The 23070-nt window shown below is 61.6% G+C and carries 25 protein-coding genes, 1 tRNA gene and 1 riboswitch; of the genes, 12 read left to right on the forward strand and 14 right to left on the reverse strand.

Annotated elements, in window-relative coordinates; genetic code table 11:
• Nucleotides 1–136: 136 nt before the first annotated feature.
• From gcvP to gcvT, 3 genes are read right to left on the reverse strand one after another with little or no spacing between them, the layout of a single operon-like run.
• Entirely contained in the window at nt 137–3001 is a 2865-nt protein-coding gene (gcvP, locus tag RWJ89_RS11955; protein WP_221943486.1) for an aminomethyl-transferring glycine dehydrogenase, read from the reverse strand.
• Nucleotides 3001–3363 (reverse strand): glycine cleavage system protein GcvH, encoded by a 363-nt coding sequence (gene gcvH, locus RWJ89_RS11960; RefSeq protein ID WP_003539971.1) that lies wholly within the window; start codon nt 3361–3363, stop codon nt 3001–3003. Before gcvH ends, gcvP begins: the two co-directional genes overlap by 1 nt.
• Before the next feature lie 23 nt (nt 3364–3386).
• Nucleotides 3387–4523: a glycine cleavage system aminomethyltransferase GcvT gene (gcvT, locus tag RWJ89_RS11965; protein ID WP_221943483.1), complete on the reverse strand. Its 1137-nt coding sequence runs from the start codon at nt 4521–4523 to the stop codon at nt 3387–3389.
• 156 nt (nt 4524–4679) lie between these two features.
• Nucleotides 4680–4772: riboswitch (glycine riboswitch) on the reverse strand.
• Between the two features lie 157 nt (nt 4773–4929).
• On the opposite strand from gcvT, the gene RWJ89_RS11970 reads away from it, so the two are divergent.
• Nucleotides 4930–5310 (forward strand): hypothetical protein, encoded by a 381-nt coding sequence (locus RWJ89_RS11970; RefSeq protein ID WP_316030944.1) that lies wholly within the window; start codon nt 4930–4932, stop codon nt 5308–5310.
• A gap of 73 nt (nt 5311–5383) precedes the next feature.
• The gene (locus tag RWJ89_RS11975; protein WP_168283584.1) at nt 5384–6379 is read left to right on the forward strand and encodes a DUF1775 domain-containing protein; all 996 of its coding nucleotides are present in this window, start codon (nt 5384–5386) and stop codon (nt 6377–6379) included.
• A gap of 73 nt (nt 6380–6452) precedes the next feature.
• On the opposite strand, the gene RWJ89_RS11980 is transcribed toward RWJ89_RS11975, so the two are convergent.
• A complete protein-coding gene (locus RWJ89_RS11980; RefSeq protein WP_017960595.1) occupies nt 6453–6719 on the reverse strand; it encodes a hypothetical protein in 267 nt (88 codons plus the stop codon).
• A 121-nt stretch (nt 6720–6840) separates the two neighbouring features.
• On the opposite strand from RWJ89_RS11980, the gene crcB reads away from it, so the two are divergent.
• From crcB to RWJ89_RS12015, 7 genes are all read left to right on the forward strand, one after another.
• Nucleotides 6841–7218 (forward strand): fluoride efflux transporter CrcB, encoded by a 378-nt coding sequence (gene crcB / locus RWJ89_RS11985; protein ID WP_131665286.1) that lies wholly within the window; start codon nt 6841–6843, stop codon nt 7216–7218.
• A gap of 94 nt (nt 7219–7312) precedes the next feature.
• A complete protein-coding gene (locus tag RWJ89_RS11990) occupies nt 7313–8305 on the forward strand; it encodes an RluA family pseudouridine synthase (protein WP_003559680.1) in 993 nt (330 codons plus the stop codon).
• A complete protein-coding gene (locus tag RWJ89_RS11995) occupies nt 8302–8955 on the forward strand; it encodes an HAD-IA family hydrolase (RefSeq protein WP_316030945.1) in 654 nt (217 codons plus the stop codon). The genes RWJ89_RS11990 and RWJ89_RS11995 overlap by 4 nt, the downstream gene beginning before the upstream one ends.
• 9 nt (nt 8956–8964) lie before the next feature.
• Nucleotides 8965–9750 (forward strand): ATP12 family chaperone protein, encoded by a 786-nt coding sequence (locus RWJ89_RS12000; protein WP_316030946.1) that lies wholly within the window; start codon nt 8965–8967, stop codon nt 9748–9750.
• 67 nt (nt 9751–9817) lie between these two features.
• The gene (locus tag RWJ89_RS12005) at nt 9818–10279 is read left to right on the forward strand and encodes a hypothetical protein (RefSeq protein WP_316030947.1); all 462 of its coding nucleotides are present in this window, start codon (nt 9818–9820) and stop codon (nt 10277–10279) included.
• Between the two features lie 101 nt (nt 10280–10380).
• Entirely contained in the window at nt 10381–11913 is a 1533-nt protein-coding gene (locus tag RWJ89_RS12010; RefSeq protein WP_062944333.1) for an acyl-CoA carboxylase subunit beta, read from the forward strand.
• 140 nt (nt 11914–12053) lie between these two features.
• The gene (locus RWJ89_RS12015; RefSeq protein WP_131665290.1) at nt 12054–12446 is read left to right on the forward strand and encodes a DoxX family protein; all 393 of its coding nucleotides are present in this window, start codon (nt 12054–12056) and stop codon (nt 12444–12446) included.
• A gap of 42 nt (nt 12447–12488) precedes the next feature.
• On the opposite strand, the gene sugE is transcribed toward RWJ89_RS12015, so the two are convergent.
• The 7 genes from sugE to RWJ89_RS12050 form a co-directional block, all read right to left on the reverse strand.
• Nucleotides 12489–12803, reverse strand: a complete 315-nt coding sequence (gene sugE, locus RWJ89_RS12020) for a quaternary ammonium compound efflux SMR transporter SugE (protein ID WP_027667501.1) — start codon at nt 12801–12803, stop codon at nt 12489–12491.
• Between the two features lie 172 nt (nt 12804–12975).
• Nucleotides 12976–13443: a YaiI/YqxD family protein gene (locus RWJ89_RS12025; RefSeq protein ID WP_316030948.1), complete on the reverse strand. Its 468-nt coding sequence runs from the start codon at nt 13441–13443 to the stop codon at nt 12976–12978.
• Nucleotides 13444–13453: 10 nt separating this feature from the next.
• On the reverse strand, nt 13454–14038 hold the full coding sequence (locus RWJ89_RS12030) for a GNAT family N-acetyltransferase (protein WP_206116803.1): 585 nt from the start codon (nt 14036–14038) through the stop codon (nt 13454–13456).
• A 105-nt stretch (nt 14039–14143) separates the two neighbouring features.
• A complete protein-coding gene (locus tag RWJ89_RS12035; protein WP_221943463.1) occupies nt 14144–16165 on the reverse strand; it encodes an acetyl-CoA carboxylase biotin carboxylase subunit in 2022 nt (673 codons plus the stop codon).
• A 75-nt stretch (nt 16166–16240) separates the two neighbouring features.
• Nucleotides 16241–16945, reverse strand: coding sequence for a hypothetical protein (locus tag RWJ89_RS12040; RefSeq protein ID WP_077978237.1), 705 nt, complete (start codon nt 16943–16945; stop codon nt 16241–16243).
• A 97-nt stretch (nt 16946–17042) separates the two neighbouring features.
• Entirely contained in the window at nt 17043–17993 is a 951-nt protein-coding gene (locus RWJ89_RS12045) for a DMT family transporter (RefSeq protein WP_206116805.1), read from the reverse strand.
• A 97-nt stretch (nt 17994–18090) separates the two neighbouring features.
• Nucleotides 18091–18175, reverse strand: a tRNA-Leu gene (locus tag RWJ89_RS12050).
• A gap of 182 nt (nt 18176–18357) precedes the next feature.
• Between RWJ89_RS12050 and lipB the strand changes: the two genes are divergently transcribed.
• A complete protein-coding gene (gene lipB, locus RWJ89_RS12055) occupies nt 18358–19077 on the forward strand; it encodes a lipoyl(octanoyl) transferase LipB (RefSeq protein ID WP_131665294.1) in 720 nt (239 codons plus the stop codon).
• A 94-nt stretch (nt 19078–19171) separates the two neighbouring features.
• Here the strand turns inward: lipB and RWJ89_RS12060 are convergent, their stop codons facing one another.
• From RWJ89_RS12060 to RWJ89_RS12070, 3 genes are all read right to left on the reverse strand, one after another.
• Nucleotides 19172–19537, reverse strand: coding sequence for a hypothetical protein (locus RWJ89_RS12060; RefSeq protein WP_316030949.1), 366 nt, complete (start codon nt 19535–19537; stop codon nt 19172–19174).
• A 317-nt stretch (nt 19538–19854) separates the two neighbouring features.
• Nucleotides 19855–20367 (reverse strand): BON domain-containing protein, encoded by a 513-nt coding sequence (locus RWJ89_RS12065; RefSeq protein WP_316030950.1) that lies wholly within the window; start codon nt 20365–20367, stop codon nt 19855–19857.
• A gap of 83 nt (nt 20368–20450) precedes the next feature.
• Entirely contained in the window at nt 20451–20945 is a 495-nt protein-coding gene (locus tag RWJ89_RS12070; protein ID WP_168283590.1) for a peptide deformylase, read from the reverse strand.
• Between the two features lie 242 nt (nt 20946–21187).
• Between RWJ89_RS12070 and mgtE the strand changes: the two genes are divergently transcribed.
• Complete coding sequence (gene mgtE, locus RWJ89_RS12075; RefSeq protein WP_012757567.1) at nt 21188–22603, forward strand: magnesium transporter; 1416 nt, start codon at nt 21188–21190, stop codon at nt 22601–22603.
• 63 nt (nt 22604–22666) lie between these two features.
• On the forward strand, nt 22667–23059 hold the full coding sequence (locus RWJ89_RS12080; protein ID WP_129422434.1) for a MerR family transcriptional regulator: 393 nt from the start codon (nt 22667–22669) through the stop codon (nt 23057–23059).
• Nucleotides 23060–23070: the final 11 nt, after the last annotated feature.

The raw sequence follows: 23070 nt of genomic DNA on the forward strand, positions 1-23070 counted from the left end.
GACGGTGATCCATCTTGATGGATGCCGCCTTTCTGAATTGCTAACAGAGACTTGCTAAGAAAGGTTAAATTTGATCCTTCTGCCGCAGAAGCGGCAAGCCCCTCCCAACTCGTGGGAAGGGCTTGCCGAATGGCTGCTACTCAGCCGCCTCCGCGTAGCTTTCCACCGGCGGGCAGGTGCAGATTAGGTTGCGGTCGCCATAGACATTGTCGACGCGGTTGACTGGCGACCAGTATTTGTCGACACGGAAGGCGCCGGGCGGGAAGCAGGCTTGTTCGCGCGAGTAGGGGCGGTCCCAATCGCCGACGAGATCTTCCACCGTGTGTGGGGCGTTCTTCAGCGGGTTGTTCACCTTATCCATTCGGCCATCCTCGATGGCGCGGGCTTCCTCGCGGATCGCCAGCATCGCCTCGCAGAAACGGTCGAGTTCAGCTTTGGTTTCGCTTTCCGTTGGCTCGATCATCAGCGTGCCGGCGACCGGCCAGCTCATGGTCGGGGCATGGAAGCCGCAGTCGATCAGGCGCTTGGCGACGTCGTCGACGGTAACGCCTGCGCTGTCGACCAGCGGGCGGGTGTCGATGATGCATTCATGCGCGACGCGGCCGGCCTCCGACTTGTAGAGCACGTCATAGGCGCCCTTCAGCCGGGTGGCGATGTAGTTGGCGTTGAGGATCGCCACCTTGGTCGCCTGCGTCAGGCCTTCGCCGCCCATCATCAGGCAATAGCTCCAGGAGATCGGCAGGATCGAGGCCGAGCCGAAGGCGGCGGCCGAGACCGCACCCGAACGGCCGTCGGTTTCAGGATGGCCGGGCAGATAGGGAGCCAGATGCGCCTTGACGCCGATCGGGCCCATGCCGGGTCCGCCGCCGCCATGCGGAATGCAGAAGGTCTTGTGCAGGTTCAAGTGCGAAACGTCGGAGCCGATGTCACCAGGGCGGGACAGGCCAACCATGGCATTCATGTTGGCGCCGTCGAGATAGACCTGGCCGCCATGCTCATGCACGAGATCGCAGATTTCCTTGACGGTCTCCTCGAAGACGCCATGCGTCGAAGGGTAGGTGATCATGCAGCAGGAGAGGTTTGCCGCATGCTGCTCCGCCTTGGCGCGGAAATCGTCGAGATCGATATCGCCGTTTTCACGCACCTTGACGACGACGACCTTCATGCCGACCATCTGGGCCGAAGCCGGATTGGTGCCGTGCGCCGAGGTCGGGATCAGGCAGACGTCGCGATGGGTATCGCCATTGGCGATATGATAGTTGCGGATCGTCAGCAGGCCGGCATATTCGCCCTGCGCACCGGAATTCGGCTGCATCGAGAAGGCGTCGTAGCCGGTGACGGCGCAGAGCTTTTCGATCAGGTCGTCGATCATCTCGCGGTAGCCGAGCGCCTGGTCGGCCGGCACGAAGGGATGGATGTCGGAAAATTCCGGCCAGGTGATCGGCAGCATTTCCGCCGTCGCGTTGAGTTTCATCGTGCAGGAGCCGAGCGGGATCATCGAGCGGTCGAGCGCCAGATCCCGGTCGGAAAGCCGGCGGATGTAACGCGTCATCTCGCTTTCGGCGCGGTTCATGTGGAAGATCGGATGGGTGAGGTAATCGCTGGTCCGGAGCAGGCCCTTCGGCAGGCGGTAGGAAGGCTCGAAATCGGCAATGGCGAAATTGCCGCCGAAGGCGCGCCAGACGGCTTCGAGCGTCGCCGGCCGTGTGCGTTCGTCGAGGCTCATGCCGATTTTGGTTTCGCCGACCTTGCGCAGATTGACGCCTTCGGCGACGGCGGCGCGCAGGATGAGGCCCTGCATATGGCCGACATCAACGGTGATCGTGTCGAAGAAAGTGTCCGGCTCGACCTTATAGCCGAGCTTTTCCAGGCCCTTGGCCATCAGCACGGCCTTCTGGTGCACCTGCTGGGCGATCGCCTTGATACCCTTCGGGCCGTGGAAGACGGCGTACATCGAGGCCATGACGGCCAGCAGCACCTGGGCGGTGCAGATGTTCGACGTCGCCTTTTCGCGGCGGATATGCTGTTCGCGGGTCTGCAGCGACAGGCGATAGGCGCGGTTGCCGCGTGCATCGACGGAAACGCCGACGAGGCGGCCGGGCATGGAGCGCTTGATAGCATCCTTGACCGACATATAGGCCGCATGCGGGCCGCCGTAGCCGACCGGGACACCGAAGCGCTGCGAGGAGCCGACGGCGATATCGGCACCCATTTCGCCAGGCGATTTCAGCAGCGTCAGCGCCAGGATATCGGCGGCGACGATCGCTATGGCGCCCGTCTGATGCAGGCGCGAGATCAGGCCGGTAAAATCATGCACGTGACCGTGCGTGCCGGGATACTGGAAGATCGCGCCAAAAACGTCGACAGGATCGAGATCGGTGAAGGGATTGCCGACGATGACGCTCCAGCCGAGCGGCTCGGCGCGGGTGCGGATGAGGGCAATGGTCTGCGGATGGCAGTCGGCATCGACGAAGAAGGCCTTTGCCTTCGACTTGGCGACGCGTTCGGCGATCGCCATGCCTTCGGCGGCGGCGGTCGCCTCGTCGAGCAGCGAGGCGTTGGCGACGTCGAGACCGGTGAGGTCGCAGATCATCGTCTGGTAGTTCAGGAGCGCTTCCAGGCGGCCCTGGCTGATCTCAGGCTGGTAGGGCGTATAGGCGGTGTACCAGGCCGGGTTTTCGAGGATGTTGCGCTGAATGACCGGCGGCGTGATCGTGCCGTAGTAACCCTGGCCGATCAGGGAGACCAGCACCTTGTTCTTGTTGGCGGTCTCGCGCAGCTTGTCGAGCGCCTCGCGCTCGGTCATCGGCGCGCCCCAGACCAGCGGCGCCTTCTGGCGGATCGAGGGCGGCAGCGTCGCGTCGATCAGGCCATCGAGGCTGCTATAGCCGATCACCTTCAGCATATCGGTCATCTCGGCCGGCGAGGGGCCGATATGGCGGCGATTGGCGAAATCGTAGGGCTGATAGTCGGTGAACTGGAATTCTGTCGGCGTCGTCATTACGCAGTGAGCTCCTTGTAGGCCGCCTCGTCGAGCAGGCCATCGGCGTCCGCAGCGTTTGCCAGCTTCAGCTTGAAGAACCAGCCGGCGCCCTGAGGATCGGAATTGACCAGCGACGGATCTGCAACGATGGCCGGATTGACCTCGGTGATCTCGCCGTCAAGCGGACAATAGACGTCGGAAGCAGCCTTGACCGATTCAACGGTCGCGGCATTGCCGTTCTTGGAGAAGGTCGCGCCGACTTCCGGCAGTTCGACGAAAACCAGGTCGCCGAGCTGTTCGACGGCATAGGTGGTGATGCCGACCGTCGCAACGCCGCCTTCGATCTTCAGCCATTCGTGTTCTTCGGTAAATTTCAGCATTGTTCGTCCTCTCTGGAAAAGGTTTAGCGTTTGTAGGTCGGTGTGACGAAGGGCAGGGCGCTGACGGTGGTCGGCAGATATTTGCCGCGCACCTCGGCATAGACGAGCGTGCCTGCCGCAGCATGGGAGAGTGGCACATAACCCATGGCGACGGGGCCTTCGACGCTAGGGCCGAAGCCGCCCGAGGTGACCTCGCCGATTTCGATCTTGCCCTCGGCATCAGCATAAAGCTTGGCATGGCCGCGCACCGGCGCCTTGCCTTCCGGCTTCAGGCCGACACGGCGGCGCGCGGCGCCGTTTTCGAGTTCGGACAGGATGCGGCCGGAGCCCGGGAAACCGCCGGCGCGCGCGCCGTTGCCGCGCCGTGCCTTCTGCATGGCCCATTCCAGCGCCGCCTCCACTGGCGAGGTGGTCGTATCGATATCGTTGCCGTAGAGGCAGAGGCCGGCTTCCAGGCGCAGCGAATCGCGGGCGCCGAGGCCGATCGCCTGGACGTCCGGATGTTCGAGCAACCGCATGGTGACATCCACGGCCTTGTCTGATGGAATCGAGATCTCGAAGCCGTCTTCGCCGCTATAGCCGGAGCGCGAGACCAGACATGAAACATCGTGCAGGCGGCAGTGGCGCACATCCATGAATTTCATCGCCGCAACGTCGGCCCAGAGTTCGGCGAGAACCTCGACCGCGCGCGGCCCCTGCAGCGCGATCAAAGCGCGGTTGAGAAGGGTGATGTCGCACTGGTCGCCGATATGGGCCTGCAGATGGGCGAGATCGGCCTCTTTGCAGGAAGCGTTGACGACGATGAAAAGGTGGTCGTCGAGATGGGTGATCATCAGATCGTCGAGAATGCAGCCGGTGTCGTCGGTGAAGAAGCCGTAGCGCTGCCGGCCTTCGGCAAGGCCCAGGATGTCGACCGGCACCAGGCTTTCGAGCGCCAGCGCCGCATCCTCGTAGCTGCCCGACTTCGCCTTCACGATGACCTGGCCCATGTGGGAGACATCGAAGAGGCCGGCTTCGGCGCGGGTATGAAGATGCTCCTTCATGACGCCTGCGGGATATTGTACCGGCATGTCGTAACCGGCGAACGGTACCATGCGGGCGCCGAGCGAAAGATGCAGGGCATGCAGCGGGGTTTTCTTCAGGGCAGCAGTATCGTCCAAAAGACGCCTCCGGGGTTTGCGCCTTCTCGCGAAGGCGCGGGCTCAAATCTGAAGGCGCGGTTGCGCACTTCTCTCCTGAGCCCCCTCTGTCCCTTTGCCTGAGATTGTTATCCCTTCGGCGAGCGTTTCGAGAACGCTTCTCTCCAGAGTTCCGTCTGCCCCTTGCTGGTCCTTTTGCCTGAGAGTTTCCGGGGCGGTTGCTCCTTCGGCACCGGCAAAAAACGTACCGGCTTCTCCCAACAAGGTTGGCGCAATTATCCGGCGGGTGCAGCACTTGGCAAGACCAAATGTCGTGACCGGGCAAATTTTTGTCGCCTTATTCCCAGCAAGCGTTGATCTCAGGCAAATCTGCTTTTGCATTCCGTGCTAAAACCGGCTATCGCGGCCCTCTGTTGAAGGGGATCTCATGCGGCAGACCGGACTGAAAGCGACGCTCTTCCTGCGCATGCTTTGCGCATTGAGCTTGGCTTTGCTCGGCCTTGCCCATCAGGCGCCGGAGGCTGTCGCCGCCGAAGGCTACGATGCGGCAGCCTATGTGCTGCCCGACGGCACCTTTGCCTCGCTCTGCGTCACCGTAAAGGATGCCGACGGCAAGACCATCGCCTTCAAGCCTAATTGCGAAGCCTGCCGGTTGTCGGCCTCCACCATCCTGCCGACGCCGGATGCTGACTCCTGGCTCGAGCGCGAACTCGCTTCGCTGATCAACGCGCCGATCGAAACATCAGCCGTTTCAGGCGCAAGTGCCGTCTGGCGGCCGAATTCGCGCGCGCCTCCCATTCTCGTCTGATCTTCCTCCACCGCCTATGATTCAGCATGCCGGTCCGCCCGAGAAAGTACCGCGGCCGGCAAGGAGATATCCGATGAAGACCATCAAGACATTTGGCAAAACGCTAGGGCTTGCCGCCCTTCTAGCCGCAACCGCCTTTGCCGGCGCCGAGGCCCATGTGACCTTCCTCGGCAGAGAGGCGACGCAGGACAGCACCATTCTCGCTACGCTGCAGGTGCCGCATGGCTGCGACGGCAAGGCGACCACGGAAGTGCGGGTCAAGCTGCCGGAAGGCTTCGTTTTCGCCAAGCCGCAGCCGAAGGCCGGCTGGGAGCTGGAGGTGATCAAGGGCGACTATCAGAAGACCTACGACAATCACGGCGACAAGGTGAAGACGGGCTCGATCGAAGTGCGCTGGAAGAACGGCAATCTCTCCGACGATTTCTACGACACCTTCGTCATCCAGGGTAAGGTATCGGGCGTCGAAGCCGGCACCTCGCTCGCCTTTCCGGTGACGCAGATGTGCGGCGACACGGTCGAGGCCTGGGATCAGGTGGCCAAGGAAGGCGGTGACGCGCATGGGATGAAAAGCCCGGCGCCGCTGTTGAAGGTCGTTGCCGGTGAGGATCATGGTCACGATCATGCCGATATGGCCGGCATGGACATGTCCGCTATGGCGGGCGCTGCCGGACCGGCTGGCGACACGGTCAAGGCCGGCGATCTCGAAATCTCCGGCGGGTTCGCCAAGGCAATGCTGCCCGGCCAGCCGGTCGGCGGCGGCTTTTTCACGGTGAAGAATAACGGCCAGACGGACGATCGCCTGGTGTCCGTCAGCTCGCCCGCAGCTGGTGAGGTTCAGATCCACGAGATGGTGACGAAGGACAATGTTATGCGGATGCGCCAGCTGAAGGACGGTATCGCCATCGGTGCCGGCGAGACGGTCAAGCTCCAGCCCGGCAACCTGCACCTGATGTTCCAGAAAGTGAAGACGCTGTTCAAGCAGGGCGATACGGTGCCGGTGACGCTGACCTTCGAAAAGGCCGGCAAGGTCGATCTGGTCCTGCGGGTGCTGTCCGCCCAAGGCAAATGAAGTAGACTGATTAAACAGAAAAGCCTGCGACTGTAACCGCAGTCGCAGGCTTTCGTTTGGAAGGTGATGGGCCTCAGAAGTCTTCGTAGGATCGCAGCGCCTGCTTCAGGCCGGCCTGCGGCTGGCGGTTGCCTTTGGCCATCAGGTCGAGGGCCACTTCGGTCGACTGGATGATGCTGGAGGGCTCGTCTATTTCCTGAGTGCCTTCGGCCTTCAACTGCCGGTCGGCAACGCGGCGCGCATCGCGGGCGGCGGTGCTCGTCGCGACACGCTGCGGGATTCGGAGCGAGTCGAAGGCAATGGCGGCGGTGCTCGCCGATATGGACAGGAGCTGGGTCATGTCGTCAGCGTATCGGTACGACCTTGGCGCCATTATAAAAAAATTATCGGCATTTTACCGGATGGTAAGAATTCATTCATTCCCGATTGGAATCGCTGCAGAGTTGCGATAAATCCGGCTGATGATCCAGGCTCTTCTCGTCGCCGTCGGCGGCGCCATCGGTTCTCTTCTCAGATATTATGTCGGCCAATGGGCGCTGAGACTCATGGGTCCGGCATTTCCCTGGGGCACGCTCGCCGTCAATGTCGTCGGCTGTTTTGTCATCGGCGTCTTCGCCGAGATGATTGCGCGGAAGTTCAATGCTTCGGTGGAGCTGCGCCTCCTGCTGATCACCGGCTTCCTCGGCGGCTTCACAACCTTCTCGGCCTTCTCGCTGGATGCAATCTCGCTGTTCGAGCGCGGCGAGGCCGTCGCCGGCGGTATTTACATCGCTGCGAGCGTCGGGCTTTCGATGGCGGCCGTCATCGCCGGGCTCGCCGTCATGCGCGCTTTGGCCTGATTTCTTTTCCGGTTTCCGTTTTGCATGAAAATGCTCTAAAGGCTGCGGCAAGAACGCCGGCTTGGCCTGCGCTGCAATTTCCGAAAGATTTTTTATGGCTGGCATAGAACATATCAAGGTTGAACCCGACGAAGCCGGCATGCGGCTCGATCGCTGGTTCAAGGTGCACTTTCCCGGGCTCGGCTTCGGTCCGCTGCAGAAGCTCTTACGCTCCGGCCAGGTGCGCGTTGACGGTGGGCGTGTCAAATCGGATGCGCGCGTGCAGCCCGGCCAGACGGTGCGCGTGCCGCCGATGGATGTCGATGCGAAGCTGAAATCCGGACCGATCGCCGGCAAGGATCTCAAACATTCGACGGATTTCCAACTCTTGTCGCGCATGGTGCTGCACGAGGACGAAAAGGTAATCGTACTCAACAAGCCCCCTGGTCTTGCGGTGCAGGGCGGCTCGGGTGTGGCCAGGCATATCGACCAGATGCTCGAAGCCTGGACCAGCCCGAAGGGCGAGAAGCCGCGGCTTGTTCACCGTCTCGACCGCGACACATCGGGTGTTCTCGTTATCGCCCGCACGCGCGGCGCGGCGCAGAAGCTGACGGCCGCCTTCCGCGAGCGCGACACCAAAAAGACCTACTGGGCGCTGGTCAAGGGCGTGCCGCGCAAGCACGAGGACAAGATTTCGACCTGGCTCGTCAAGGAGCCGACCGTCGACGGCGACCGCATGCGCATCGCCAAGCACGGCGAGGACGGCGCCGACCATGCGATTTCCTTCTACCGGGTGCTGGAGACGGCGGCACAGAACCTCGCATGGCTGGAGATGGAGCCCTATACCGGCCGTACCCACCAGTTGCGCGTCCACGCCCTGCATATCGGCCATCCGATCATCGGCGATCCAAAATATTTCGACGACGATCCGAATTGGGATTTTCCAGGCGGCGTTCAGAAGAAGCTGCATCTGCACGCCCGTCACATCGACATCCCGCACCCCTCCGGCGGCCGACTGCGCGTCAGCGCGCCGCTGCCGGCGCATATGGTGCAGACCTGGAACCTTCTCGGTCTCGACCTTGCCGGCGCTGAAAGGGACAGCGAATGAAACTTGCCCTTTTCGATTGCGACGGCACGCTGGTCGACAGTGCTGCGCTGATCCACGAAACCATGCGCAGGACCTTCGACAAGTTCGGCAGGCCGGAACCGCGGTTTGAAGACACCAAGGCCATTATCGGCCTGTCCCTCGATATCGCGATCGCCCGCATGCAGGGCAGGCCGCATGTCGAGCAGCAAGACATCGACATGACGGCGCATTACAAATCGCTGTTCTCGATCGTGCGTCAGGATCTCGATTACAAGGAACCGCTGTTTCCCGGCATCCGCGAAATGATCGATGCACTGACTGGCCGAGAAGACCTGCTGATCGGCGCGGTGACGGGCAAATCCAGGCGCGGGCTCAAGCTGGTGATGGAGACGCATGGTTTCGACAAGCATTTCATCGTCGCGCGCACCGCCGACGATTGCCCCTCCAAGCCGCATCCGGCCATGGTGACCGAATGCTGCGATGAAACCGGCATGAATGCTGTCGACACCATTGTCATCGGCGATGCGGTTTACGATATGCAGATGGCCAAGGCTGCCGGCGCCAAGGCGATCGGCGTTGCCTGGGGCTATGCCAGCGTGGATGAGCTGATCGCCAACGGCGCTGATGCGATCGCCTACCATCCGAACGAGATATTGCGTCATTTTTCCTGAGGTGAGCCCATGCGCGATCTGCTGAACGACCTTTCCGAAGGCCTGAGCCATCCCGATCCCATCCGCCGCGCGCAGATCCAGATGAAGAAGCCGCTGCCGAAGCGTTTCTATACCGATGTCTCCATAGCCGAGCACGAGGGTGGTTTTGCGATCACGCTCGACGGCAAGATGGTGCGCACGCCGGCGCGCCAAGTTCTCGCCGTGCCGACTGAGGCGCTCGCGCGGCTTGTCGCCGCCGAATGGCAGGCGCAGGGCGAAGAGATCAATCCCGTGAGCATGCCGGTGACCCGGCTCGTCAACACCGCACTCGACGGCGTTGCCGCCAACGCGCAGGCGATCTTCGAGGATATATTGCGTTTTTCATCCAGCGACCTCATCTGCTACCGCGCCGAGGAGCCGGAACTGCTGGTCGAGCGCCAGGCTGAACGCTGGGATCCCGTGATCGACTGGGCGGCGACCGATCTCGGCGCCCGCTTCATCCTCGTCGAAGGAGTGATGCCGCATGAACAGCCGCGCGAGGCGATTGCCGCCTTCGCCGTCACGCTCGCGAGATATGATAGCCCGATGGCGCTTGCCGCCCTCCACACAGTCACCACGCTGACCGGCTCGGCGATCCTGGCGCTCGCCTTCGCCGAGGGCCGGGTGACGGTGGAGGAGGCCTGGTCGCTTGCCCATCTCGACGAGGATTGGACGATCGAGCATTGGGGCAGCGACGAGGAAGCCGAGGAGCGGCGGGCCAAGCGCTTTGCTGAGTTCAAAGCCGCAGCGGATGTTTTTTTCGCCCTAAGCGCCTGAAACATATTGCCTTCCAATGCATTATGACGAAGTCTGCGACTCCAACGGGGTGGTGCGGGATTTTGCAATGAATTGGCTGAGGTCGTGTTTTTGCCGGGCGACACTCGTCTGTGTCGCGCTCACGGCCTGCGGCAGCCTCTCGGCCACCAAGCCGGCGGCGCCGGTCTATGATGTGCGCAGCGCCGTCGTTCTCTCCGGCCCGAACATGCCGGCCGAGCTGCTTTCCGGCATCAACGATCGCGTCAACGCGGCAATCAACGCCACAGTGCGCGACACCGTGCTGCCGCGGGTGGTGCTGACGATCCGCGTGGTTTCCATCCAGAAGGGCCTCGGCTTCCAGAAAGACCGCAACGTCGCCAAGATCAGCATCGACGCAGCCTCGGTCGAGGACGGCTCGGTCATCGCCGTCAGCGCCCTCGACGTCACCAGCATCGCTGCCGATCCCAAGCTCGCCGATGAGATCCTGGCCGAGGACGTCGCGGCAAGGATACGCTCGGTTTTCTCACTGAGCGGGCGCGGCGCTAAATAATTGGAGCATGATGTTGTCCGAAAACCGCTCACACTTTTCGGCATCATGCTCTAACGCATAATCATCGCCGGATTGCCACCGGCAGCGGCGAGGGAGATCACATGAAGGAAATTCTCGAAGAACTGGAACGGCGCCGCGACGTCGCCCGCCTCGGCGGCGGCGAGGCGCGCATCGCCGCCCAGCACAAGCGCGGCAAGCTGACGGCGCGCGAGCGCATCGATCTCTTCCTTGACGAAGGCTCGTTCGAGGAGTTCGACATGTTCGTCGAACACCGCTCCACCGATTTCGGCATGGACAAGAGCCGGATTGCCGGCGACGGCGTCGTCACCGGCTGGGGCACGGTCAATGGCCGCACGGTGTTCGTCTTCGCCAAGGACTTCACCGTCTTCGGCGGCTCGCTGTCGGAAGCGCATGCCGAGAAGATCATGAAGGTGCAGGACATGGCGCTGAAGAACCGCGCGCCGATCGTCGGTATCTACGATGCGGGCGGCGCTCGTATCCAGGAGGGCGTGGCTGCTCTCGGCGGTTATGCCGAGGTATTCCAGCGCAATGTGCTCGCCTCCGGCGTCATTCCGCAGATCTCGGTGATCATGGGCCCCTGCGCCGGCGGCGACGTCTATTCGCCTGCTATGACCGATTTCATCTTCATGGTTCGTGATACTTCCTACATGTTCGTCACTGGGCCGGACGTGGTGAAAACCGTCACCAACGAGACGGTGACGGCAGAAGAACTCGGCGGCGCCGTGGTGCATACGGTGCGCTCGTCGATTGCCGACGGCGCCTACGAGAATGATGTCGAAACGCTGCTGCAGGTGCGCCGGCTGATCGATTTCCTGCCGCTTTCGAACACGGCGCCGTTACCGGAGATCGAATGTTACCAGTCGGTGACAGATGTCGATGCCTCGCTCGATACGCTGGTGCCGGCGAGTTCCAACAAACCTTACGACATCAAGGAACTGATCCGGAAGGTGGCGGACGAGGGGGATTTCTTCGAAATCCAGGCGAGCTTTGCCAAAAACATCGTCTGCGGCTTCGGCCGCGTCGAGGGCTCGACCGTCGGTTTTGTCGCCAACCAGCCGATGGTGCTGGCCGGCGTTCTCGACAGCGACGCCTCGCGCAAGGCGGCCCGCTTCGTGCGCTTCTGCGACTGCTTCAATATTCCCATCGTCACCTTCGTCGACGTGCCGGGTTTCCTGCCGGGTACGGCGCAGGAATATGGCGGCCTCATCAAGCACGGCGCCAAGCTGCTCTTCGCCTATGCCGAGGCGACGGTGCCGAAGCTTACCGTCATCACCCGCAAGGCCTTCGGCGGCGCCTATGACGTGATGGCGTCGAAGCATCTGCGCGGCGACCTCAACTATGCCTGGCCGACGGCGCAGATCGCCGTGATGGGCGCCAAGGGCGCCGTCGAGATCATCTTCCGCAAGGATATTGCCGATCCGGAGAAGATCGCCGCGCACACGAAAATGTACGAGGACCGGTTCCTCTCGCCCTTCGTCGCCGCCGAGCGCGGTTATGTCGACGAGGTGATCATGCCGCATTCGACCCGGCGGCGGCTGGCGCGCGGTTTGAAGATGCTGCGCAACAAGGATCTCGCCAATCCTTGGAAGAAGCATGACAACATTCCCCTCTGACCATTGGGCGGGCGAATAAGACCGTCCGTTCAGTAGGTTACCTCCTGTCGAAAAAGTGAACGGATGTCAGCAATCCGTGTGTTCAATCCTCGTCGAGGACAGGCTAACGCTCGGCTGTATCTTTTTAAAGAGGGGTTTAAATGTCGACTTTCGACCGTCTTTCCGCCTATCAGCCCTATGGACTGGCTGCTCTCAGGATCATCACCGCGCTGCTGTTCATCGAACACGGCACGATGAAGCTTTTCGCTTTCCCGGTTGCGCAGATGGAGGGCTCGCTGCCGCCGCTGATGCTGTTCGCCGCCCTGCTCGAGCTGATCGGCGGCATCCTCATTCTCGTCGGCCTGCTGACGCGCCCGGTTGCCTTCCTGCTGGCCGGTGAAATGGCAATCGCCTATTTCATGGCGCATGCCCCGAGCAGCTTCTTCCCGGCCGTCAATCAGGGCGACGCCGCGATCCTGTTCTGCTTCGTTTTCCTCTACCTGGTCTTCTCCGGTCCCGGCGCTTTTGCCGTCGATAACCGCAAGACAGTCTGAACGATAAACCGAGGGGCGTCGGCGGCGCCCCTCGATCTCATGTCAGGCGGTAAGCTTGAGGCCGGCGATGCCGGCGACGATCAGCGTGATGCAGGCAAGGCGGGAGACACTTGCCTCATCGCCAAGCAGCCAGATGCCGAGAAACACGGTGCCGACCGTGCCGATGCCGGTCCAGACCGCATAGGCAGTGCCGATCGGCAGATGCTTCACCGCCAGGCCGAGCAGCACGATGCTGATCACCATCGATATGACGGTGAGCGCCGTCGGCATCGGCCGTGTGAAACCCTCGGTATATTTAAGGCCGATCGCCCAGCCACATTCGAAAAGACCGGCGAGAAAAAGCAGAAACCAGGCCATGCGACTCTCCTTGTTCAAGAGCGAGGCCGTCCCCGCGACAGTTGCGTCCTGAGGAAGGACGCCGCAGTCGTCTGCGATAGGGCTTAAATGCGCGAGGGAACTGATATCTTCAAGGTAGGAATGGGCATGGCTGCCATGCCACCCGTTTCTTGCCGTTTTTGCAGGCGGAGCATCACGGCTGCCCACCGGCCTCGGCTGAAAGGCTTTTGGCGCGGCGGCAGAGGCGATCGAAGGTTTCGAGGAAGCGTGAGCGGTCCCTCGGGCTAAAGGCGGCGTTGTAGCCCTTGCTCTCGCCGGTTTCGCGCAAGTGCGCGCCGAGATCGCGCATGGCGCTCGCCATGCCGATATTGGTCTCGTCGAAGACGCGCCCTGTGGGGCCGCTGACGAAAGCGCCGGTCGCGACACAGCGCACGGCAAGCGGCACATCGGCGGTAACGACGACATCGCCCGCGCCGGCGCGTTCGGCGATCCAGTTGTCGGCGGCGTCGAAGGCGTTGGAGACGATGACGTTGTGGATCATCGGATCGCGCGAGGGGCGCAGGCCGGAATTGGCAACGAAGGTAACTTCGAGGCCGTGCCGTTCGGCCACCTTCAGGACTTCCGGCTTCACCGGGCAGGCATCGGCGTCGACATAGATCATGGCAATATCCTCATGCCGGTTGCGTGGCCTGCTGGCGGACCATATCGATATGGGGAATGCCGTCTTCCAGATATTCCTGTGACACCGCGATGAAACCGAAAGATTGGTAGAACCGGCGCAAATGGGCCTGTGCCGACAAGGCAATGGGATTTTCCGGATAAAGCCGTTCGCAAGCGGCAATCGCCTCGCTCATCAGTACATCGCCCAGCCGCTTGCCGCGATGATCAGGTGAGACGACGACGCGGCCGATCTTCGACGGATCCTGTGGCTCATACGGTTTCAGGATTCGGGCCGCGCCCAGGAGTTCGGCACCTTCCAGCAGCCGCAGATGCAAGGCATCGATATCCTTGCCGTCAAGTTCCGGGTAGGGGCAGTTCTGCTCGACGACGAAGACATCGACGCGCATTCTCAAGAGGTCGTAGAGCTCCCGCGTGGAAAGTTCATCGAGACTCCTGAGGTCTACCCTATAGGTGGCAGCAGCCCCCGTCGCCTTGACCTCCACCAGCACTTCGCCGGCCCCCGCCTCCTCCAGCTGCACGGTCGTCACTTCGAGCGGTTTTCCTGCCTGAACGGCAACGGCGTCGCGAACGTCCATTTGATATCTCCCTGCTGATTTTGTCGGTATCCGGCTGCTTGTCGGCCTGAGCTTGGCATGCTCGGCAAGCCGGGCTGACGTGAAGCCGGCCAGTTGGCTTGTCTCTCAGGCGAATTCCATGATCACGGCATCGACCGCCAGGCTTTCGCCGGCTGCGGCATTGATCTTCGAGACGACGAGATCGCGGTCGGCGCGCAGCACGTTTTCCATCTTCATCGCTTCAACGATCGCAAGCGTCTCACCGGCCTTGACCTCCTGGCCCTCGGCCACCGCGATGGCGACGACGAGGCCGGGCATCGGGCAGAGCAGGAGCTTGGAAGTATCGGGCGGCAGTTTCACCGGCATCAGCCTGTCGAGTTCGGCATGACGCGGCGAAAAGACCTTGGTCGTCACCGAAAGCCCCTGCCAGTCGATACGCAAGCCATTCAGAACGGGGCGAATCTGCGCGGTGATGTCGCGACCGCCGACCTTGCCGTTCCAGACAGGGTCGCCCGGTCTCCAATCGGTGACAACATTCTGGCTCCCGCCCTCGATCGCCCCATCGATCGCGATATCCATATCGAAGGGGATGGTGACGAGGCCGTCGAGCAATCTTGCTGCGACGTGGTTGTCGCCGATCTTGACCACCCAATCCTCGCGCAGCACGCCCGCTGCGGCGCGCAGGCGATCGGCGAAACGTTCGCGGCGGTTCGTCTCGATCAGCGAGGCGGAAAGCGCGATGCCGGCAAGCACGGCTTCTTGCGCCCGGTCCGGTTTCATCGGCGCGAAACCATCGGGATATTCCTCGGCGATGAAGCCTGTGGAAAGCCGGCCCTCGCGCCAGCGCGGATGTTTCATCAGCGCCGACAGAAAAGGAACATTGTGCTCGATGCCGTCGACGACGAAGCCGTCGAGCGCCTGACCCATGGCCTCGATCGCTTCCAGCCGCGTCGGCGCCCAGGTGCAGAGCTTGGCGATCATCGGATCGTAATACATCGAAATCTCCGCACCCTCGAAGACACCGGTATCGTTGCGGACGACGACATTGCCGGTCCGTCCTTCCGCCGGCGGCCGGTACCGCGTCAGGCGGCCGATCGAGGGCAGGAAGTTGCGATAGGGATCCTCGGCATAGAGCCGGCTCTCGACCGCCCAGCCGTCAAGCCTGATATCCTCTTGGGCAAAGGGAAGTGGCTCTCCGGCTGCGACACGGATCATCTGCTCGACGAGGTCGATACCGGTGATGAGTTCGGTCACGGGATGCTCGACCTGCAGGCGGGTGTTCATTTCGAGGAAATAGAATTTGCGGTCCCGGTCGACGATGAATTCGACGGTGCCGGCGCTCTGGTAATCGACGGCTCTCGCCAGCGCCACCGATTGTTCGCCCATCGCCTTGCGGGTCGCTTCATCGAGGAAGGGCGAGGGCGCCTCTTCCGCCACCTTCTGGTTCCGCCGCTGGATCGAGCATTCGCGCTCGCCGAGATAGACGACGTTGCCATGCGCATCTGCCAGGACCTGGATTTCGATATGGCGCGGCTCGACGACGAACTTTTCGATGAAGACGCGGTCGTCGCCGAACGAGCTTTTCGCCTCCGAGCGGGCGCGCTCGAAGCCGTCGCGCACTTCCGCCTCGTTCCAGGCAATGCGCATGCCCTTGCCGCCGCCGCCGGCCGAGGCCTTGATCATGACGGGATAACCGATCCCGCCCGATATCACTTCCGCATGGGCGGCATCCTCGATGATGCCGAGGTGGCCGGGCACGGTGGAGACACCGGCGGCATTGGCGAACTTCTTCGATTCGATCTTGTCGCCCATCGCCATGATGGCCTTCGGCTTCGGGCCGATGAAGACGATGCCCTGCTTTTCCAGCTCCGCGCAGAAAGAGGCGCGCTCGGACAGGAAGCCGTAACCGGGGTGCACCGCCTCGGCGCCGGTTGCCTTGCAGGCGGCAATGATCTTTTCGGCGACGAGATAACTCTCGGACGCCGCGGCCGGGCCGATATGCACGGCCTCGTCGGCCATCTCGACATGCAGCGCGTCCCGATCCGCATCCGAATAGACCGCGACGGTCAAAATGCCCATGCGGCGCGCAGTCTTGATCACGCGGCAGGCGATTTCGCCGCGATTCGCGATCAGGATTTTCTTGAACATCGAGACTCCACCCAGAAATGCATTCCGGAGTTTTACGCACAAAACACCGGAACGCACAATCAGGCTTGCGGAGCGTCAGGCGACGGCAGCTTCCGAAACGGTTTCCTCGTCGACGATGCGCAGCCAGCGGCTGCGCCGCGGCTCGGCATAGTCGCGCAGCTCGACGGCAGCCATAATCGCCGCCCAGTGAGGATGATTGGCGCCGCGCAGCGTTGCCTGCTCGATCTGCTGGAGAACGCCGTATTCGACCGACGAGACCGGGATGGTGCCGCCTTCGGCGACGCTTCTGAAGATGCGCATCGCATAGTCGATGTCCTGGCGGGTGATGCCCCGGCGATCGATGGCGCGCGACAGCTTGTAGCCACCGATATTGTCGGTGATTGCCAGGCGGAGCTGATCGAGGGCGAGCGCTCTCAACTCGACCGGGACATCGGCCGAAATCTCCATGACGTGGAGAATGAGCTCGAGCTCGAGCGCCGAGTTGACGACCCCATCGGTCGTGAACATGCGCATGATCCAGGCGACGTTGATTTCATCCAGCGAACCCTGCGGATAGGTGTAATGGACGATGAAACCGGCGAGCTGCTCCACGAAGAAAGCGTTCCAGTCGGCACATTTTTCAGGGCAGGAATTGTTAAGCGCCAACATCGCCACGACATCGTCGGATGTCCGGATACCCTCCGGAAAACTATGTTTGCGCAGCAGTACTATATCTTCGGCCGTCAGCCGATGCTTGCCGGCCACGACACAGGCCGGAAAAGCGAGACGAAATTCGCTCATGTTTTAACTCCAGGCTTCATCATGAAGCCGGAGACGATTTTACCGCCTGCGAATTGACGATCCCTCAAGAAGAGGAGTTAACCCGATATTCCCCGGGTCAGGAGGATTTTAACGATTGCGCCTGCAGCCGCTCACGCCAGATGATGAAGAGGCCTGACGCAACGATGATGAAGATGCCGATCCATTTGGAAAAGCTCGGGAAATCGTTGAAAAGCGCATAGCCGAGAACGGTCGCCGAGATGATCTCGAAGTACTGGAACGGCGCAAGCAGCGACAGCGGCGCGAGGCGGAAAGCCCGGACGACGAGCATATGCGCATATCCCGAGATCGAGCCAAGGGCGAGAAGCAGAACAAGGCCGAGGCTGGAGGAGGGCAGAGAGACGGCAAAATCGGCATTGCCGGAACTGTTGCCGAGGAAAAGGGCGGCCGCCATGAAGACCGTTCCGCCGATGCCGGCCATCGTCTGCATGGTCAGCGGCGAATCGGCCTCGCCGATGGCGCGGTTGAGGAAGAGATAGAGCGAGAACAGAAAGGCGCAGGCGACCGGCAGCAGCGCCTTCAGGCCGAAGATTTCGTAGCTCGGCTGAATGACGATCATCGCGCCGCCGAACCCGACGACGATTGCCAACCAGCGCCGCCAGCCGACCTTCTCTCCGAGAAACAGCGCCGACAGAGCGGCCAGCATGAAGGGCTCGACGAAATAGATAGCGAAGACATCGGCAAGCGGCATGTATTTGACGGCGACGAAGAAAAGCAGGCTGGCGGCACCGTGCAGCACACCGCGCAGCAGGTTCATCCATGGCCGCTTGGCCGAGAGCGCCTTCAGCCCGAAAAGGGCGAAAAGAATCGGCAGGGTGCAGGCGATCTGGAAGAAGAATCGGTAGAAGGTGACCTGACCCGGCGACATCGCCTCGAAGGTCGCCATATATTTGGCGATCGCATCCATGGTCGGCAGGATGAGCATGGCGCCGGACATGATGGCCATGCCCTGCAGGGAATTTTGATGGGACTCTGACATGGTTGCTGATTCTTGCGAGGATGACGCCATCAACCATGAGAAGGCCGGGCGTTCAAGCCGAGCAATCGCAAATGGCTTCGAGGTGAAAACGAAATCGTCGCTTAGAGAGCGTTTCCCTGAAGGGAAATGGTGCGGTCGAGAAGACTCGAACTTCCACGGGTTGCCCCACAGCGACCTCAACGCTGCGCGTCTACCAATTCCGCCACGACCGCATCGTGGTAGGTGCCGATTTGCGTCGGCGGGGCAGCATGTAGCAAAAGCATCTGGGGTGCACAAGGGCGATATGACAGTTTTTTTGAAAACCGCTCACAGCATTTGAATTGGCCCCGAAACGGGTCCATATAACTGTCCTGCCGCCCCTATTTCACAGGCATTTCGGGGAGAGCGGCAAGGAATGGCCATGCTTCGCACCGATCTCGAATTTTCCATGCTTCCCCAACTCGGCACCCGACCGGTCCGCTGGCGCTTTGCGGACGGCCTCGTTCCCTATGAGGAGGCGGTAGAGACGATGGAGCGCGAGGTGGCGGTAATCGCCGATGGCGGTGATGAGCTCGTCTGGCTCGTCGAACATCCGCCGCTCTATACCGCCGGCACCAGCGCCAATGCGAGGGACCTCGTCCAGCCGAACCGGTTTCCGGTCTTCGCGACCGGACGTGGCGGTGAATACACCTATCATGGACCCGGCCAGCGCGTCGCTTATGTCATGCTCGATCTGAAGAGGCGGCGCCAGGACGTGCGCGCCTTCGTCGCTGCCCTCGAAGATGTTGTTATCCGCACGCTCGACATGATGAATGTGCGCGGCGAGCGACGTGAAGATCGCGTCGGCGTCTGGGTGCGCCGGCCGGAAAAGCCATTGCTGGCCGATGGGACGATGGCCGAGGACAAGATCGCCGCCCTCGGCATAAGGCTGCGGAAATGGGTGACCTTTCACGGACTGTCGCTCAACGTCGACCCCGATCTCGATCATTTCGGCGGCATCGTGCCCTGCGGGATTTCGGCCTACGGCGTGACCAGCCTCGTCGATCTTGGCTTGCCCCTGATGATGGCTGATGTCGATATGCGGCTGCGCACCGCCTTCGAAGCGGTTTTCGGCGAAACGACGGGCGAAATCTGACGCTTTAGGGAACAATCGCCGGCGTAGAGATGGATTGAAAAAGAGAGGGCCGATTTCCGGCCCTTTCATTTATCGGATCCCAGCCTTTATCGGATCAATGCGTCGCGCGGCATGCTTCCGTACGGGAGGCGCCGCTGTCTGCACCCTTGGTGTGGGATCCCTTCGGGCCAATCATGCTGTGGCATGGGGGCAGGGGGTTGATACCGGCCGTTGCGGTCTTGTCGACGACAGGAGTCGCCATGGCGCTTGGGGCAAAGCCGTCGCTGTCGTTGGTATAGTCGCTGGAATAGGCCGGGGCCTTGTGGCTGCTGTAGCGGACCGGGGCCGGCTTTGACATCGGGCTCGGCGCGAAACCATCGCTGTCATTGGTGTAATCGCTCGAATAGGTCGGCTGGGCGAAGGCAGCGCCTGCAAGGCTGACGGCGAACAGGGACGCGGCAAGGGCAAATTTGATGCGCATGGGTTATCTCCTCAATCTGCTGTTGAATTCCGCAACACAAACTAACCCTCGGCACACAGGAGATCGCGCGCCAATTCAGGCAATTTCGTGATAATATGACGGCGCAGGCCGCGACCTTTTGTCCGAATGAAATCACAGTGTTGTCAACGGGATTGACGTTCTCGTGACAGAAGCCGCCTAACAGAAATTGGCAATTGGTCACGTCAATAAGACAGTTGTCGTTACAATCGTAAATTGTTAATTTTTGGTAATGTTGGGAACGATCATCAACGGAGGCGGCAGCCCTGCCGTTGATGATCTGCGCTGTGCGTAATGCGTTAGTCCTCGTTGGGGATATGCGCGTCGACACCGGTCAGCTGCAACTTGTTGCGGACATGATGGACGCCGTCGACCGAAAGCGCGCCGAGTTCGACCTTGCGGGCGATGCCGATCGTCTCCACCGATCCTTCCAGGGTAACGACATGACCGTCTGCATGAACCTCGACGCTGTCGATATCGACCTCGGGAATGTTTTCGAGATTGTCGTTCACCCGCGCTTCGAGATCGTCGCTTTCATCGCGGTCGATCGTATCGGCGCGCAGCGAATCTTTCAGGCGGTTCTCGTTGCCGTCTTCATCCGTGCCATCGATCCGGAAGCCCTTGTTGGGATCGCTGTCGAAATTGGCCGCGGTCTCGCCGTAATGACGATTATCCGGGCCGCCGGTGCCGCTGCCATCGGCATAGGGCCAGCCTTCGTCGAGATTGCGCTCTTCGAGGTCGCGATAATCTTCCTCCCGGGAAAGCTCAGGCTTCTCCCGGGAAAACTGGGTCTTGTCACCGATCCTTGCCATTGCACTCGCTCCTTGTTTCTTTGCTGGAAACGCCGGCAACGGCGAATGGTTCGGCATGGACGGCGATTTGTCAGCCGTGATTGTCAGCCCTGCATCTTCTCCCATTTCTTCACGAGACGGTCGCGCTTCAGCCGTGAGAGGCGCTGCAGCCAGAAAATGCCGTCGAGCTGGTCGACTTCGTGCTGGATGCAGATGGCGAGGAAATCTTCGGCACCGTCCTCGTGCACGGCGCCCTCGGCGTCCTGATAGCGGAATCGGATCGCCCGCGGGCGCGTCACCTCGTCGGTCGCGCCGGGCATCGAGACGCTGCCTTCGGTATGGTTCATCGTCTCCTTCGAAAACCAGGTGATATGAGGATTGACGTAAAGGCGCACGCCGTCGGCCTTGTCGAGTTCCAGCACAGTGACCCGGCTGAAGACGCCGATATGGGCGGCGGTGATGCCGACGCCGGGGGCTGCGCGCATCGTCGCCAGCAGGTCATCGGCAAGTGCTGTGAGCGAGGAATCGAAGACCGTCACCGGCGCGCAGACAGTCTTCAGGCCCGGATGCGGATAACGCAGAATCGGACGGATGGGCATGGGGCAGGCTTCCTCTGCTTGGACGGGTGAGGAAACTATCGCCGGCCGCGTGCATTGTCATCACGAAGCACGGTTTGCCGCTTTACGACACGGATGCTTTGGGCTAGCAGGGGCCAAGAATTCCGGCTGCGGGAGCCTCGCGCGGGATTCGCTTATCCGCTTGTTGACAATGTGTTTTCGGCCGACATTTGCGAATGCGGCGCGGCAGTCGTTGAAATTCGAACCAGATGCGAGGGCGGCATATGACGACGACCGATGGGGAAGACCGCATTCGCCGGCGTCCCGATGACGAGGAAGCCGATATCTACGACGAGGACGGCAATGTCCGCGGCGATTTCCTGGCGCTTGTCGGTGCTGCGATCGCCGACCGTGACACGCTGTTCCTGCGCCAGAACGTTGCCCGCCTGCATGAATCCGAAATAGGCGACCTGCTGGAATCGATCCAGCCGGATCAGCGCCTGGCGCTGGTGCGGCTGCTCGGCGACGATTTCGACATGACGGCGCTGACCGAGGTCGACGAGGCGATCCGCCGCGAAATCGTCGACCAGATGCCGAACGCGCAGATCGCTGCTGCGATCGGCGAGCTCGATTCGGACGATGCCGTCTACATTCTCGAGGACCTCGACAAGGAGGACCGGGAGGAGATCCTCGCGCAGCTGCCGTTCACCGAGCGGGTGCGGCTGCGTCGGGCGCTCGACTATCCCGAAAGCTCGGCCGGGCGCCGCATGCAGACGGAATTCGTCGCCGTGCCGCCATTCTGGACGGTCGGCCAGACGATCGACTACATGCGCGACGAAGAGGATCTGCCCTATTCCTTCTCGCAGATCTTCGTCATCGATCCGACCTTCAAGCTGCTCGGCGCCGTCGATCTGGACCAGATCCTGCGCACCAAGCGACAGACGAAGATCGAGCAGATCATGCGTGAGACCAACCATCCGGTTCCGGCCGAGATGGACCAGGAGGAGGCTGCCCAGCTCTTCGAGCAATACGACCTTCTCTCGGCCGCCGTCGTCGACGAAAACGGCCGGTTGGTCGGCGTACTGACCATCGACGATGTCGTCGACGTCATCCACGAAGAGGCGGACGAGGACATCAAGCGCCTCGGCGGCGTCGGCGACGAAGAGCTGTCGGACAATGTGCTCTCGACGGTGCGTTCGCGCTTCCTGTGGCTTTTGATCAACCTCGGCACGGCGATGCTGTCGGCAAGCGTCATCGGGCTGTTCGACGGCTCGATCGAGAAGATGATCGCGCTTGCCGTGCTGATGCCGATCGTCGCCTCGATGGGCGGCAATGCCGGCACGCAGACGATGACGGTGACGGTGCGCGCGCTCGCGACCCGCGATCTCGACATCTACAATGCCGGCCGCATCATCCGCAGGGAGGCGGGCGTCGGCATCCTCAACGGCATCGTCTTCGCGACGATCATGGGCGCGATCGCCGGCACGTGGTTCCATGACTACCAGCTTGGCGGAGTGATTGCGGCGGCGATGGTCATCAACCTGATGGCAGCCGCTCTTGCCGGCATCCTGCTGCCGCTGCTGCTCGACAAGATGGGGGCCGATCCGGCGATCGCCTCTTCCGTCTTCGTCACGACGGTGACGGACTGTACCGGCTTCTTCGCCTTTCTTGGTATCGCCACATGGTGGTTCGGCATCTGAACCCCCAAAAATTGACTATTACGTAAAAGTCAATATTATCGTCTGTCCGACGATGGGGAACACATGCCGGTGAACAAATATTATAGCATAACGGAACTGACGCGCGAATTCGGGGTCTCGACGCGCACGCTCCGCTTCTACGAGGACGAGGGACTGATCCATCCGGAGCGGCGCGGGCGCACCCGTCTGTTCCGGCAAGCCGACCGGCGGCTGATCGGGGAAATCCTGCGCGGCCGGCGCATCGGCTTCACCATCGCGGAGATCCGCGAGATCATCCAGGTCTACAAGGAGCCGCCGGGCGAACTCGGCCAGTTGAAACTCCTGATGAAGCGCGTCGACGAGAAGCGCGACGACCTGCGCCAGAAGCGCAAGGATATCGACGACACGCTGGCGGAACTCGACTCTATCGAAGAGACTTGCCTCGGCCGCCTCGCCGAAATCGGCGTCAACACCTGAAAAGCGCCGGC

The sequence above is a fragment of the Rhizobium sp. 10PS4 genome (genome assembly GCF_032464805.1).
Lineage (GTDB): Bacteria > Pseudomonadota > Alphaproteobacteria > Rhizobiales > Rhizobiaceae > Rhizobium > Rhizobium laguerreae.